We start from the raw sequence: 13881 nt of genomic DNA on the forward strand, positions 1-13881 counted from the left end.
TCAGCGCCCAACCGCCTGTCTGAGGATCGGCTGGCTGCCCTCGAGGTATCCGGCGAGATGATCGACGACATGCTCCGCATCCTTGCCGACGGCAAGAAGGCGCCCGGAGCCCCAGGTCCAGAGCCAGGGCAGGCCGAGCACATAGACGCCGCCGATGCCGGTGACGCCGCGCCGCTGCACGGGATAACCCGTGCCGTCGAAGATCGGCAGACCGACATAGGACCAATCGGGGTCGAAGCCCGTCGCCCAGATGACCGACGTCACCCCCTCGGCCGCAAGATCCAGTTCGCTCGGTTCGATCGGCGGCTCCCAGAGCGGCGTGTAGACACTGGCCGGCGGCGCATCGATGCCTTTTTCGGTGATGTACCGATCGATCAGCCCGTTGATGCCGTTATAGACCCGGTCGGCATTATCCAGATTGGCCTTCAGGTTCGGCGCAAAGAGCATTTTCCCGCCGGAAATACCGTCCATCCGGCCGTAGAGCGACATGCCCTCCAGCGCGAATTTCCGCAGATCGATATCCCGTCCGCCGTCTCGGCCGGTCAGGTAGTGGTTGGTATCGTGCTTCTTCTTGGTCATTCCGTCATGTTCGACTGTGATGTCGTATTGGCCGACATCCGCGAGCCAGTCCACCACGTCACGGCCGCGATAGAAGCGGGCGCAGCGCGGGGCGTTGCCCGTCACCATATGCACCTTGCGGCCGGCCAGATGCAGGTCTTCGGCGATCTGGCAACCGGATTGGCCGGAGCCGACGACTACGACGGAGCCCGCCGGCAATTGCCGGGGATTACGGTAGTCGACGGTATGGATCTGCAGGATATCGTCCGGGAGGCGTTCGGCGGCCCGGGGAATCGACGGCCCGCTGTAAAGGCTGGTCGCGAGCACGACGCAATCCGCGGTGACCGTGCCGGCAGAGCTTTCCACCTTGAAGACGCCATCAACCTTTTCGAGCAGGCTGACCGTCGTGCCTTCAAGCACCGGCGCATCCACCTTTTTGATGAAGCGGTCGACATAGGCGATGATCTCGTCCTTGATCATGAAGCCGTGCGGGTCGTCGCCGTCATAGGGATGGTCGGGAAGCTGGCATTGCCAGTTCGGCGTCACCAGGCAGAAAGCGTCCCAGCGCTCATCCTTCCATTTGTGGGCGACGGTCTTCTTCTCGAAAACGACGTGATCGATGCCGTGCTTTTTCAGATAATGGCTGGCCGAAAGTCCGGCTTGGCCGCCACCGATGACGACGGCGCTATAATGCGGCTTGAGCGATAAGGTCATGGCTGGTTCCTTTCAGAGAATGAAGTTTTGGCAGCGGACGCGCGCATCGGCGTCGTCGAGAAAAAGCGCTCCGGCCGCCTCGAGGCGGGCAAGCTGGTTGCGTGCAAGCGAACATGGATAGCCGTATTTCGCCTCGACCCGATCGCTGGCGATCGTCAGCGCCTTGCGGCTGCGGTCGAGGAAATCACGGATCGGATAGGCCTCGCCTTCCGCGAAAAAATCCCGGATGATCAGCGAGGGCGAATAGCAGGTCTCTTCGCGGCCGTCCGGCCAGGCAATAACGAAACGCATCTCAGGCATGGGCGCTCTCCTTCAATGCCGCATAGGCGGCAAGATGCGCTTCTCCGACGCGCCGCCAGCTGAAGCGACTGGCGACTTCCAGGCCGCGCGCGATGATGCGGTTGCGGATCTCGGGGATCAGAGCGAGCGCCATGGCTTCGGCGATCGACGCCGAATGCTTGGGATCACACCAGATCGCGTCATCGCCCGAGAGATATTCCGTAAATGGGGGGATCGAGGAGACGACGACCGGTACGCCGCTTGCCATCGCCTCCAGCACGACCAGTCCGAACCCCTCCTTCAGCGAGGGAAAGACAAGCGCGTCGGCCAGCCTGTAAAGATTGGGCATGTCCTCGTCGGTGACCGGGCCGATCACATGGACAGCGGCGGCGTGATCGCGCAGCAGGGCGAGCTCGGAGCGGAACTCCTCCTGATAGCCGCTGTGGTCGAGCAGCGAGACGCCTCCTGCGATGACCAGCCGCGCATCGGGCTGCACGGCGCGAAGCTGCCGGAAGGCGTCGAGGATGCCGATCGCATTCTTGCGCGCCTCGATGCCGCCGATGCTGAGGAAGGTCGGACCGGGCGGCAGGCTCAGGCGATCGCGCAGGGCCGCCTGTTCGCCGCTCCAGCCGGGGGTGAAGCGTTCGCTATCGACGCCGTTGCCGACAACAGTCGCTTCGATCCCGCGACCCTTGAGAATGCGCTGCCATGTGGCGCTGACGGTGAAGAAGAGGCAGGCCCTATCGATGGAGCGATCCTGCAGCGCCATCAAACGCGGATCGGCGAACTGGTCGATGTGGTGAACGGTCCGGGCAAAGGCGGGGATCAATCCACGCTCGTTCAACGTCGCCAGCGCATTGCCGGAAATGCCGTCATGGGCGTGGAATATATCGAAATCGCGGGCCGCCGGCTTTTCGAAATAGCTGACATAGTCGGCGATCCGTTGCTCCACCATGCTTGTCATGTCGCCCGGCGCCGGGGCGACGGGGATGCATGCCGCGCCGCAGGCCGGCTTGCGAAAGAAACCGGTGCCTTTGGCATCCGGCGCATGCAGGACGACCTCGTGACCAAGCGCGGTCAGCGCTTCGGAAAGCTGCATCGCATGCACCACGCCGCCGCGCGGATTGGTGGAGTGTGACAGCATGGCGATCCGCAGCGGGCTTATCATGCGGCGTCCTCCCGTCGTCCAAGCTTCAGCAACGGCGTTTCGGCGTGGTCGCGAATGACGGCGCGCTCCGTGCCGTCGGTGATCGCCACTTCGCTGCCGGCGAGAACCTTGCCAATGGCGGCGGCGCTGATGCCGCGCTCGGTAAAGCGGCGGATCGCGCCCTCAGCCTTTCCGGGTGCGACCGAAAGCAGATAGCCGAAGCTCGGAAAGGTCGCGAGCCATCGCTCCAGCGTCACCTCGGCCGGCAGCGGAATGGTTGACACGTCGATCTCGATCCCGACGCCGGAACATTCCGCCAGCATGATCGCCGTGCCGATGATACCGCCCTGGCTGATGTCCTTGGCGGCGAGCGCCAATCCCGCCTCGGCAATTTGCGGCAGGATTTCCAGGTCGCCGCGAAGGCGCTGAGGCGGCGCATCTGTCGCCGCTTCCCAGTTGTTGAACGGTTCGCGGTAACGGCCGCGATGGTCGACTGCGGCGATGAGCACGTCGCCTGCCTTCGCGTCGAAGCTTGTCAGCAGCTTTTTAGCCCGCCCGAGAATGGCTGCGGACAGCTGGCTGCGGTCGGTGCGGATATTCGTATGACCGCCAACGATCGGCACGCCGAAGGCTCTGGCCGCGGCGCGCATGCCCTCCAGCACCGGCGCGACACTTCGCTCGCCATCGGCCCAAACAGCGTCGACGACCGCGATCGGACGTCCGCCCATCGAGGCGACATCGGAGATATTGACCATCACGCTGCACCAGCCGGCAAACCAGGGGTCGGCAGCAACGAATTCGTTCATGAAGCCTTCGATGGCGAACAGCAGATATCCGTCGCCATCCTGCAGCGCGGCACAGTCATCACCGACGGCGACAGGCTGGCCGGCAAGCCCGAGACTGGCGGCGACCGCGCCGATATCCGCCTTGGCGGCAATGCCGTTCGATTCGGCAAGCCGAACAGTGAGTGACTTGATGTCGATCGCCACCATGATCAGGCCGCCTTCTTCGGCAGCGCGACGAATCCCGTTTCCGGCGTCGGGCATGGGGGGTACCAGGCAAGGTCAGCTTTCATTCTGAGATGCGGCTTGCCGTAGATCTCGAACTCCTCGATCACGTCCCAATGCAGGCGGCGGAACAGCAGGCCGTTCTGCTCCTGCACATTGGCGAGGAAGGTGTGGCAGCCCATCGCATTGGCGGAGGAGACGGCGAGCCGGATGAGCGTTGCGCCGAGCGCGCCGATCTTGCGGAAATCCTCATGAACCGCGAGCCGCGAGCCCCACCACAGGCCGGGCTCGGCCTGATGAATGCGCACCGTGCCGACCAGCCTGTCGGCGACCGGCCCCATCATGGAGAGTGCTACGATCGGAATCGCATGGTCGTCGATCGCGTCGCGATCGTCGCCTTCGAAAATTTTCTGCTCCTCGCAGAAGACGGAGCGGCGCAGCGCATGCGCTTCCCGCCGCTCCCATGCGGATGTTGCGAACTTCACCTGGAATTCGCCGGCCTGATAGGGTGCGAAGGGCTCGAAGATCATCTGGTCAGCATCCTTTCATAGGTGGAAAGGGCCGAGCAGGCGCCGCATTTGCCGCAGCCGGCCTTGATGTCGGTCGCCTTCAACCCGCTTTCGACCAGCATTTTCGAGAGAGGACCGAGGATCGAATGCATGAAATCCGGCTTCGGGGCCGGATGGCTTTCGAGCGGCGTTCCCGAAATCGGCACGAACGGAACCACGAAGGGATAGACGCCGATTGCGACCAGTCTTTCGCAGATATCGAGAATGGCCTGGCTTGTATCCCCGAGGCCGGCGAGGATGTAGGTCGAGACCTGCCCACGCCCGAAGACCTCTACCGCCGCCTTGAAGGAGGTCATGTATTTGCTGATCGGCACCTGCGCCTTGCCCGGCATGATGCGGGCGCGGATTTCGGGCGTCACTACTTCCAGATGCATGCCGAGCGCATCGACGCCGGCCTCCTTCATACGGGCAAACCAGGCGTCGTCTTCGGGTGGTTCGCATTGCGCCTGGATCGGCAGGTCGACGGCGGCCTTGATGGCGCGGGCGCTGTCGGCAAGGATTGCCGCGCCGCGATCCGGCCCTTTTGGCGTGCCCGTCGTCATGACCATGTGCTTGACGCCGTCCAGCTCGACGGCCGCCTTGGCCACTTCCGCGAGCTGTTCCGGGGTCTTGTGGGCAATCGTGCGGCCGGCGGCCAGCGACTGGCCGATGGCGCAGAACTGACAGGTCTTCGTGCGGCTTTGGTAGCGGATGCAGGTCTGCAACACCGTGGTCGCCAGCACGTCGCGGCCATGCAGGACGGCTATCTGCGAATAGGGAACGCCGTCGGCCGTCGTTCGCTCGTAGAAGCGCGGGCGCAGCGGAAAGGAGACCTCACCCAGCACGCGGCCGTCCCGGCTGATGCGGCTCCTGCCGCTCTCGTCCGGCCTCTCGACGAGATAGGGGCTTTCGAAGGCCGGCGCCGTATGCACCGGCACCATGACCGTCATGCCGTCGATCGTTATCGGCTTGTGGTCGGACGGGCCGGCGCCGCCACGGCGGCTCTCATGGCCCGCTTTCGGATCAACCAGCCTGGCTCCGAACGACTGCAATTCGTTGATCAGGATTTCGGTCGGAAGACGCGTCGTCGTGTCCATCGGTGTTGTTCCTTGCGGGTGCGATTTCGAAAGAATTGGGGGAGGCGATCATCGGCGCCGTGGCGCGGCCGTCGATGGCGAGATGCAGAAGTTCGGGGCGTGCGTAATGACCGACGGAATCCATCATCCGCTTGCGCTTGACGATCAGGCTCATGTCGAGATCGGCGATCAATATGCCTTCGCCCTCGGTGAGCGGCGGGGCGAGGTGCCTGCCTTCGGGCGAGATGATCGCCGTCATGCAGCCGCCGCGCAGCGCCTTTTGCAGGGTCTGGTCGGGTGTGATCGAAACGATCTGCTCGTCGGTCAGCCAACCCGTCGCATTGACCACGAAGCATCCGCTTTCCAGCGCATGATGGCGGATCGTCACTTCCATCTGCTCGGCAAAGATCGGCCCGACCATCGAGCCCGGAAACTGGGCGATGTGGATTTCCTCGTGCTGGGCCATCAGCGCGTAGCGGGCGAGCGGATTGTAATGCTCCCAGCAGGCAAGCGCGCCGAGCCGCCCGATGCGGCTGTCGACGACCGCAAGGCCCGAGCCGTCGCCCTGGCCCCAGATCATCCGCTCGTGGAAGGTCGGCGTGATCTTGCGGCGCTTCAGGATGAGCGTGCCGTCGGCATCGAAGAGGAGCTGGCCGTTATAGAGCGAGCCATGATCCCGCTCGTTGATGCCGAGCGCGACGACGATACCGTGCTCGCGGGCCGCAGCGGCGACCGCATCCGTGGCGGCACTGGGCACGGTGACCGCCTCTTCATAGAGGCGCAGGTGCTCCTTGCCGGAGAGAACCGGCGGCAGCACGAATGAGAAATAGGGGTACCAGGGGACGAACGTCTCCGGAAAGACGATGAGATCCGCACCCTTCGATGCAGCCTCCCGGATCGCTTCCAGGACCCGCGCGAGCGTTTTCTCACACGAGGTCAGGTCCGGGGCGATTTGCGCAGCGGCGGCGCGGACGATCGGTTTCTTCTCCATGGCGGGCTCCATCGGTTGGGACGAGGGAGGCGAAGCGGCGCTCCGCCTCCGGCGGGTCAGAGCGTCCAGGTGTCGAGGATGAAGGCGCCGTCGCGACGATGGATCAGGATGAGGTCGAGAACATCGAGCGGGCTGATCGGCCTGATTCCTGGAATAAGCGAGGATTCGCCGTGGCCGTAGAGCGCCTGGAGAGCGAACCGGCATGCATAGACCTTGCCGCCTTCCTCCATGAAGCCCTTGATCTGGTTGTTGAAGTTGAGATGACCCGGGAAGGCCTCGGCTCCGAGCCTGGGAAAGCCGCGCTGCACGCCAAGCGTAACGCCCGGGCCGTAGAGAAGAACGGATGTTTCGAAGCCCTTTCGCTTCAGGCGCTTTGCCTGGAGCAGGTTCACAAGGCCGATCGAACCTTCGAAGGCAACGGTGTGGAAGGTGATAAGGGCTTTCTCACCCTCTTTGGCCTGAACGTCCTCGAAGACCTTCTCTTCGTAGTCGACGAGAAAGTCTCCGTCAGCATGGGCGGGTGCGGTAATTGTGGGCATGAATGGCTCCTGTGTTTGAAGTCAGGCCCCGTCGCGGGGAGTACAGCCATTCAACTGCAAGCACCGTGCCAATATCGATTTTGCCTAAATTACAATCAAAGGAATGAATTATGCAGTCAATTATGCTATCAATAATTTGATATATCTGCTGTTGGACGGAATTTGACAAAATATGGGGCAAAATCATGCCAAAAATGAAAGCCATCATGCATCCAATTAATGCATTCAATATACATTCATTGGATGCGCCAAACGCATCCCCGTTCGGGAGAAACTTCGACACGATGCTGGCTCCCCGGGTAGCGATCGGCCGGCATGAGGCAGGCCAAGGCCTGCGCGCTACACCCCCCAGACGACGGATTCCTCATGGCGCTTGATAAGATGCCTCAGTGTCTCGAAACCAGAGCGGACAAAGTCCGCGAACTGGTCGACTGCGGGAGAGCGTGGCGCATCGATGCGTTTCAGGATGGAAAGCGCGCGCTCGGGATGGGGAATGTTGATCGGCAGCGCAGTGATGCTCTTATCCTTGCGTTGGGCGAATACCACGCTGTGCGGCATGACGGTCAGAGCGTCCGCAGCTTTCAGATAGTTGATCACGCCCATCAGCGACCCACCGGAATAGCGGATCTTGATCTCGGTCGCGCCGAACGACAGGAGCAGCGCGCGCAGGTCGGCCAGCAGCGGGCTGCCCGGCGGCGGCGCGACCCAGGGATAGTCCAGAAGCTGGGCCGGCTGCAGCTTTCTTTTCAGCAGCAGAGGGTGGGTCACCCTGCAGGCGATGACGTTGCGGCCGGGCAAGATCTGTTGGAATTCCAGCCCCGAGCCCTCGTCAAGAATATCGATGGGGCAGATGGCGAGGTCTATCTGGTCGGCCTTGAGGGCGGCTCTGAGATCGGAAAAATAGCCGTAGGACTGCTCGATGCGCACATCCGGATGCGTCGCCTGGAATTCGGCGCATAGCCCGGCGATCAGCCCATCCATGAAGAAAGGGGTTCCTCCGACACGGACGACGCCGCTCTTGCCGACGCGGAAGCTCTCCACCAGATCCGTTGCCTTGCGGGAGGCCGCCAGCATCACCAGGCCATATTCGGCGAGCGACGATCCAAGCGCCGTCGGCTGCAGCGGCCGCCTGCCCTTGATGAAGAGCGGCTCGCCCAATCGTTGCTCCAGCATCGAAAGCGTGCGCGACACCGCCGGTTGGGCAAGGCCCAGAAGGGCCGCACCTTCGGTGACACCGCCGGTTTTAACCACAGCCGCAAGCTGAATAAGATGGCGTTCGTCGATCTTCATAACAATCCGTTATATTATGGCGGAAAGAAATCATCAACGCTCCCACCTCTTGCTGCTACCTTGTTGTCGATCAGGCTTGCGTATGTGGGAGGAGATGCATGTCGCCAGGTGTCGATATGCCGATTTTTAGCGAGGCGACCTCATCGGAGGTCTTCGCCGGGCGCCTTCCTCAACAAAAAGGCAATCAGCTGGCGCAGCTGATGGTGGCTGTCGTGGAGCATGTCCACGATCTCATCAGGGAATTCCGGCCGACACAGGACGAGTGGCGCAAGGTGATCGCCTTCCTGACCGAGGTCGGCCACGCAAGCGACGAGCGCCGACAGGAATGGGTGCTGCTGTCAGATCTCCTGGGTGCTTCGGCGCTGGTTGAGGAAATCAACTCGAAGCGGCCGAAGGGCGCGACCCCGAATACGGTGCGGGGGCCGTTCTTCCGCGATGATGCACCGGAGCGCGCGCTTGGCGCATCGATCTCGCTCGATGGTGTGGGTGAGCCTCTTTCCGTGTCCGCACGTGTGCAGGATCTTGACGGCCAGCCTGTCGCCGGCGCCGAAGTCATCACCTGGCAGGCGAATGCTCAAGGGTTCTACGAGAACCAGCAGCCCGACCTGCAGCCTGAGTATAATCTGCGTGGCCTGTTTCGCACCGATCCTGATGGCCGCATCCGCTATCGAACCATCGTGCCGAAGGGATATGGCGTGCCGGATGACGGGCCGGTGGGCAGATTGCTCGCCAATGCCGGCTATCCCTTGCGCCGGCCCGCGCACCTGCATTTCGTCGTTCGCGCCGAGGGGTTCGATACGATCACAACGCATGTCTACGATCGCAACGATCCGCATCTGGGCGAGGATGCCCTGTTCGGCGTGAAGCCCGAATTGCTGCGGGACTTCCGGGTCACCGGTACGGATAACGCGTCGACGAAGACGCTCGACTTCACCTTCGTCATGGTCAGGGCAAAACCAGGGAGGCCGCGATGATCAGCGAATTTTCCTATGCCGGAAGTGCAGCCAGGATCGTTTTCGGCGAAGGAAAGAGCAATAGCGTGGCCGAATGGGTGGAGAAATCCGGCCGTCAGCGTGCACTGGTCCTGTCCACGCCGCATCAGCGCGCCGACGCGGAGGCTCTTGCGAAGAGCTTGGGGCAGCTTTCGGCCGGGGTGTTTGCCGGCGCAGTCATGCATACACCGATCGATGTGACGGAGAGGGCGATGGAAGCCGTTGCCGAAGCCAAGGCGGATTGCGTGGTCTCGCTCGGCGGCGGCTCGACGACCGGTCTCGGAAAGGCCATCGCCTATCGCACGGATCTGCTCCAGATCGTGGTGCCGACGACCTATGCCGGCTCCGAGGTCACCCCCATCCTCGGCCAGACCGAGCGAGGGGTGAAGACGACGGTACGGCATGAGAGGATATTGCCGGAGATCGTCATTTACGATCCGCTGCTGACCCATGGATTGCCGGTCACCATGAGCGTGACGAGCGGGCTGAACGCCATGGCGCATGCCGTCGAGGGACTCTATGCGCAGGATCGCAATCCGATTTCGAGCCTGATGGCGATCGAGGGGCTGAGGGCTTTCAAATCCAGCCTGCCTGCTATCGTTGATGATCCGAGGAATGCTTCTGCGCGTAGCGAAGCGCTCTATGCCGCATGGCTGTGCGGTTCGGTTCTCGGGGCTGTCGGCATGGCCCTGCACCATAAGATCTGCCACACGCTGGGCGGCCTGTTCGATACGCCGCATGCCGAGACGCATGCTGTCATGCTGCCGCATACGGCAGCCTTCAATGCGCATGCCGCACGCAGCGAGCTTGCTCCGGCGGCGGAGCTCTTCGGCGGTTCCATCGGCGGCGGCCTCTGGGACTTCGCCAAATCGATCGGCGCGCCCTTGAGCCTGCAGACTGTCGGTCTCAGCGAGGAAGATCTCGACAGGGCCACGGCAGTCGCAATGGAAAATCCCTACTGGAATCCGAGGCCGGTCGATCGTGCCTCGATCCGTCAGATGCTGCAGGAAGCCTGGGAAGGCAAACGCCCGGGGTAGGAAACGACCCGCGCCGCAGGCGCGCTCTTTGGGAGGAGAGGGGATTATGGGAGGAAACATGTTTACCAGACGCGATTTTCTGAAAACCACGGCCGCCGGCGGCACCGCGATTGCGGTATCCGCTTTCGCAGCACCGGCGATTGCCCAGAAGAAACCGATCAAGCTCGGCTATGTCAGCCCGCAAACCGGGCCGCTTGCCGGCTTCGGCGAGGCCGACAAGTTCGTCATCGACAACTTTATCGCGACGACCAAGAAGCTCGGCCTCAGCTACGAGGTCGTGGTCAAGGACAGCCAGTCCAATCCCAACCGGGCGGCTGCCGTTGCGAAGGAACTGATCGTCACCGACGAGGTCAACCTGGTGCTGGTCTCGTCGACTCCGGAGACCACCAATCCGGTGTCCACCACTTGCGAGGCGGAGGAGATGCCCTGCATTTCCACGGTGGCGCCCTGGCAGCCCTGGTTCATCGGCCAGCAGGGCAATCCCGGCGACCCGTCGAGCTGGAAGCCGTTCAACTATGCCTATCACTTCTTCTGGGGGCTTGAGGACATCATTGCCGTCTTTACCGGCATGTGGAGCCAGATCGAGACCAACAAGAAGGTCGGCGGCCTCTTCCCCAATGATGGCGACGGCAACGCCTGGGGCGACAAGGTCGTGGGCTTCCCGCCCGTGCTGGAGAAGCTCGGCTACAGTCTCACCGATACCGGCCGCTTCCAGAACCTGACGGATGATTTTTCCGCGCAGATCAATGCCTTCAAGCAGGGCCAGACCGATATTCTGACCGGCGTGCTCATTCCGCCCGACCTGACCACCTTCTGGAACCAGGCCAAGCAGCAGGGTCTCAAGCCAAAGATCGCGTCGATCGGCAAGGCGCTCCTGTTCCCGCAAACGGTGGCGGCGCTGGGCAATGCCGGCCATAACCTGTCGACCGAGGTCTGGTGGACGCCGAGCCACCCGTTCAAATCGTCGCTGACGGGGCAAACGGCCGCCGACGTGGCTGCAGCCTTCACGCAGGCGACCGGCCGTCCCTGGACGCAGCCGATCGGCTTTGCCCATGCGCTCTTCGAACTTGCTGTCGATGTGATGAAGCGCGCCGAGGATGTGGGTGAGGGCGACGCCGTTGCCAAAGCCATCGGCCAGACTAAGCTGGACACGCTCGTCGGGCCGATCGCCTGGGGGAGCGACAAGCTGCCGCCGTTCGCTCAGAAGAATGTCGCCAAGACACCCCTGGTCGGCGGTCAATGGCGGCTGAAGACCGATGGCGGCTATGACCTCGTCGTGGTCGAAAACCGCCTGGCGCCCAACGTGCCGCTTGGCGGCAAGCTGGAAGCCCTGACGTGATCTCGCGCCGCCATCAAATCCGTTGCCCCGCGCTCGACGTGGTGGAGCAACAGCAATCGGGAGGAGCGCCATGCCCCTGCTTGAACTGAACGAGGTATCCAAGTCTTTCGGTGCGCTCGTGGTCGCCGAGAATATCGGCTTTTCGGTCGAGGCAGGCGAGGCATTGGGCGTCATCGGACCGAACGGCGCGGGCAAGTCGACACTCTTCAATCTGATCACCGGCAATCTTGCGGTCGATCGCGGATCGATCGAATTTAATGGTCGCGATGTGACGCGCGATCCTCCCATGCAGCGATGCTTTGCCGGCATGGGGCGCACGTTTCAGATCCCGCAGCCCTTCGAGCGGCTGACGGTCTATGAAAACCTGCTGGTCGCCGGCGCCTTCGGCTCGCGAACGTCCGAGCGGGAGGTGGAAGCCTATTGCGCCGATGTCCTCGTCGAAACGGGCCTCATCGGCAGGGCCAATAATCTTGCCGGCTCTCTGTCGCTGCTGGAACGAAAGAGACTGGAGCTGGCGCGTGCCCTGGCGACCAAGCCCAAGCTTCTCCTGCTCGATGAAATCGCCGGCGGCCTGACCGACGGCGAATGCCGGCAACTGATCGCCACGATCAAACGCGTTCATCGGCGGGGTGTGACGATCATCTGGATCGAGCATGTGCTGCATGCGCTGACGGCGGTGGCCGAGCGCCTGCTCGTGCTCAACTTCGGGCGGGTGATCGGCATCGGCAAGCCCGACGCCATCATGAACTCGCGCGACGTCCGCGAAATCTATCTCGGCATGGAGGTCTGATGGCAAACCTTCTGCAGATAGCCGGCCTCAAGGCTTTTTACCGCGATTTCCAGGCTCTCTTCGGCGTCGATCTGTACCTCGATGCCGGTGAAACGGTCGCGGTCATCGGCGCCAACGGCGCCGGCAAATCGACGTTGATGCGATCGGTCGCCGGTGTTCTCAGCAACCAGCCTGAGATGGTGGTCTACAAAGGCGAGCCGATTGGGGCGCTTTCGGCGCCTGACGTCATGGCTCGCGGCATCGCTCTCGTTCCGGAAGGGCGCAAGCTGTTTGCCTCCATGACCGTGGAGGAGAACCTGCTGATCGGAACATACGGCCGCAAGGTCGACGGACCGTGGACGCTGCGCGGCGTCTACGAGCTTTTTCCCATTCTCCAGGAGCGCCGGCACAATCCTTCCACGGCACTTTCCGGCGGCCAGCAGCAGATGGTGGCGATCGGTCGGGCGCTGATGTCCAATCCGCAGGTTCTGCTGTGCGATGAGCTGAGCCTCGGTCTGGCGCCCGTCGTCATCAAGGATATTTATGCGGCCTTCCCCCGCATCCGCGCCACGGGCGCCGCCATAATCATCGTCGAGCAGGATATCGGCCAGGCGCTTGCCGTGTCCGACCGTGTCTATTGCATGATGGAAGGCCGGATCACCTTGACCGGCCGCCCCGGAGAGCTCGACCGCGCGCAGATCCACGCCGCCTATTTCGGAGCTGATCAACATGAACTGGGTTGATACGATCCTCCAAGGCGTTCTGCTCGGCGGGCTCTATGCCCTGTTCGCCGCCGGCCTCAGCCTCGTGTTCGGCATCATGCGGCTGGTCAATCTGGCGCATGGCGACCTTATCGTCTTTGCGGCCTTTCTCATCCTGGTGTTGGTGTCGACGCTTGGCGTCAATCCGTTCCTTGCCGCCGCGATTGCCGCACCGCTGATGTTCGCGATCGGCTGGCTGGTGCAATTCATTCTTCTCAATCGCACTCTCGGCAAGGATATCCTGCCGCCGCTGCTCGTCACCTTCGGCCTCTCGATCGTCATTCAAAACGGGCTCATGGAAGGCTTCAGTGCCGACAGCCGCCGTGTGTCGGCCGGCGCACTGGAGACGGCCTCCATCCCGCTTGCCGGCCTCAATATCGGCCTCATGCCTCTGTTGACGTTCGCCTCGGCAATTCTTGTCATCCTCGTGCTGAACAGGCTGATCTACAGCACCTCGATCGGCCGCGCGTTCCGAGCCACTTCCGATGATCCCGTGACGGCAGGGTTGATGGGCGTCCGCCCCGAGCGAATTTTTGCCATGGCGACCGGGATCGCCATGGTCGTCGTCACGATCGCCGCCCTTTATCTTGGAACCCGCGCGAATTTCGATCCGAGCGCCGGACCGTCGCGATTGATCTATGCTTTCGAGGCCGTGATCATCGGCGGTCTCGGCTCGCTTTGGGGCACGCTGGCGGGCGGTATTATCCTTGGCGTTGCGCAGACCTTCGGCGCCGCCATCAATCCGGAGTGGCAGATCCTGGCGGGTCACATCGCCTTCCTCCTCGTACTCGTCTGCAAGCCGCGTGGTCTTTTCCCGCGAGCGATCGATTGAGG

General features: G+C 62.7%; 16 protein-coding genes. 6 read left to right on the top strand and 10 right to left on the bottom strand.

The genetic code is table 11. The features are described 5' to 3' along the window. From AB8B29_RS19270 to AB8B29_RS19315, 10 genes are read right to left on the bottom strand one after another with little or no spacing between them, the layout of a single operon-like run. Window positions 1-1272, bottom strand: coding sequence for an MSMEG_0569 family flavin-dependent oxidoreductase (locus AB8B29_RS19270; RefSeq protein ID WP_092573613.1), 1272 nt, complete (start codon window positions 1270-1272; stop codon window positions 1-3). Between the two features lie 12 nt (window positions 1273-1284). Beyond that, window positions 1285-1572: an MSMEG_0570 family nitrogen starvation response protein gene (locus AB8B29_RS19275; protein WP_037193061.1), complete on the bottom strand. Its 288-nt coding sequence runs from the start codon at window positions 1570-1572 to the stop codon at window positions 1285-1287. Then, window positions 1565-2719: an MSMEG_0565 family glycosyltransferase gene (locus AB8B29_RS19280; protein ID WP_092573612.1), complete on the bottom strand. Its 1155-nt coding sequence runs from the start codon at window positions 2717-2719 to the stop codon at window positions 1565-1567. The genes AB8B29_RS19275 and AB8B29_RS19280 overlap by 8 nt, the downstream gene beginning before the upstream one ends. Then, window positions 2716-3690, bottom strand: coding sequence for a sll0787 family AIR synthase-like protein (locus AB8B29_RS19285; RefSeq protein WP_047640392.1), 975 nt, complete (start codon window positions 3688-3690; stop codon window positions 2716-2718). The genes AB8B29_RS19280 and AB8B29_RS19285 overlap by 4 nt, the downstream gene beginning before the upstream one ends. Before the next feature lie 2 nt (window positions 3691-3692). Continuing rightward, a complete protein-coding gene (locus tag AB8B29_RS19290) occupies window positions 3693-4235 on the bottom strand; it encodes an MSMEG_0567/Sll0786 family nitrogen starvation N-acetyltransferase (RefSeq protein ID WP_113102377.1) in 543 nt (180 codons plus the stop codon). Continuing rightward, a complete protein-coding gene (locus AB8B29_RS19295; protein ID WP_092573610.1) occupies window positions 4232-5350 on the bottom strand; it encodes an MSMEG_0568 family radical SAM protein in 1119 nt (372 codons plus the stop codon). The genes AB8B29_RS19290 and AB8B29_RS19295 overlap by 4 nt, the downstream gene beginning before the upstream one ends. After that, entirely contained in the window at window positions 5277-6320 is a 1044-nt protein-coding gene (locus AB8B29_RS19300) for a Nit6803 family nitrilase (protein WP_092573635.1), read from the bottom strand. The genes AB8B29_RS19295 and AB8B29_RS19300 overlap by 74 nt, the downstream gene beginning before the upstream one ends. Before the next feature lie 56 nt (window positions 6321-6376). Next, window positions 6377-6859 carry an MSMEG_0572/Sll0783 family nitrogen starvation response protein gene (locus AB8B29_RS19305; RefSeq protein WP_037193052.1) on the bottom strand — a complete coding sequence of 161 codons (483 nt, stop codon included), beginning with the start codon at window positions 6857-6859 and terminating at the stop codon, window positions 6377-6379. Beyond that, the gene (locus AB8B29_RS19310) at window positions 6828-7142 is read right to left on the bottom strand and encodes a hypothetical protein (protein ID WP_141694061.1); all 315 of its coding nucleotides are present in this window, start codon (window positions 7140-7142) and stop codon (window positions 6828-6830) included. The genes AB8B29_RS19305 and AB8B29_RS19310 overlap by 32 nt, the downstream gene beginning before the upstream one ends. Window positions 7143-7198: 56 nt before the next feature. Next, window positions 7199-8149, bottom strand: coding sequence for a LysR family transcriptional regulator (locus AB8B29_RS19315; RefSeq protein WP_037193051.1), 951 nt, complete (start codon window positions 8147-8149; stop codon window positions 7199-7201). 98 nt (window positions 8150-8247) lie between these two features. Between AB8B29_RS19315 and AB8B29_RS19320 the strand changes: the two genes are divergently transcribed. From AB8B29_RS19320 to AB8B29_RS19345, 6 genes are all read left to right on the top strand, one after another. Next, the gene (locus AB8B29_RS19320; protein ID WP_092573609.1) at window positions 8248-9123 is read left to right on the top strand and encodes a dioxygenase family protein; all 876 of its coding nucleotides are present in this window, start codon (window positions 8248-8250) and stop codon (window positions 9121-9123) included. Next, on the top strand, window positions 9120-10178 hold the full coding sequence (locus AB8B29_RS19325; protein ID WP_037193047.1) for a maleylacetate reductase: 1059 nt from the start codon (window positions 9120-9122) through the stop codon (window positions 10176-10178). Before AB8B29_RS19320 ends, AB8B29_RS19325 begins: the two co-directional genes overlap by 4 nt. A gap of 58 nt (window positions 10179-10236) precedes the next feature. Further along, window positions 10237-11517, top strand: a complete 1281-nt coding sequence (locus tag AB8B29_RS19330) for an ABC transporter substrate-binding protein (RefSeq protein ID WP_047558638.1) — start codon at window positions 10237-10239, stop codon at window positions 11515-11517. A 70-nt stretch (window positions 11518-11587) separates the two neighbouring features. After that, window positions 11588-12307 carry an ABC transporter ATP-binding protein gene (locus tag AB8B29_RS19335; protein WP_092573608.1) on the top strand — a complete coding sequence of 240 codons (720 nt, stop codon included), beginning with the start codon at window positions 11588-11590 and terminating at the stop codon, window positions 12305-12307. Continuing rightward, window positions 12307-13029 (top strand): ABC transporter ATP-binding protein, encoded by a 723-nt coding sequence (locus AB8B29_RS19340; RefSeq protein WP_037193039.1) that lies wholly within the window; start codon window positions 12307-12309, stop codon window positions 13027-13029. The genes AB8B29_RS19335 and AB8B29_RS19340 overlap by 1 nt, the downstream gene beginning before the upstream one ends. Then, complete coding sequence (locus AB8B29_RS19345; protein WP_092573607.1) at window positions 13016-13879, top strand: branched-chain amino acid ABC transporter permease; 864 nt, start codon at window positions 13016-13018, stop codon at window positions 13877-13879. The genes AB8B29_RS19340 and AB8B29_RS19345 overlap by 14 nt, the downstream gene beginning before the upstream one ends. Window positions 13880-13881: the final 2 nt, after the last annotated feature.

Origin of the sequence: Rhizobium sp. 11_C7_N12_5, from assembly GCF_051811145.1 — a bacterium.
GTDB lineage: Bacteria > Pseudomonadota > Alphaproteobacteria > Rhizobiales > Rhizobiaceae > Rhizobium > Rhizobium lusitanum.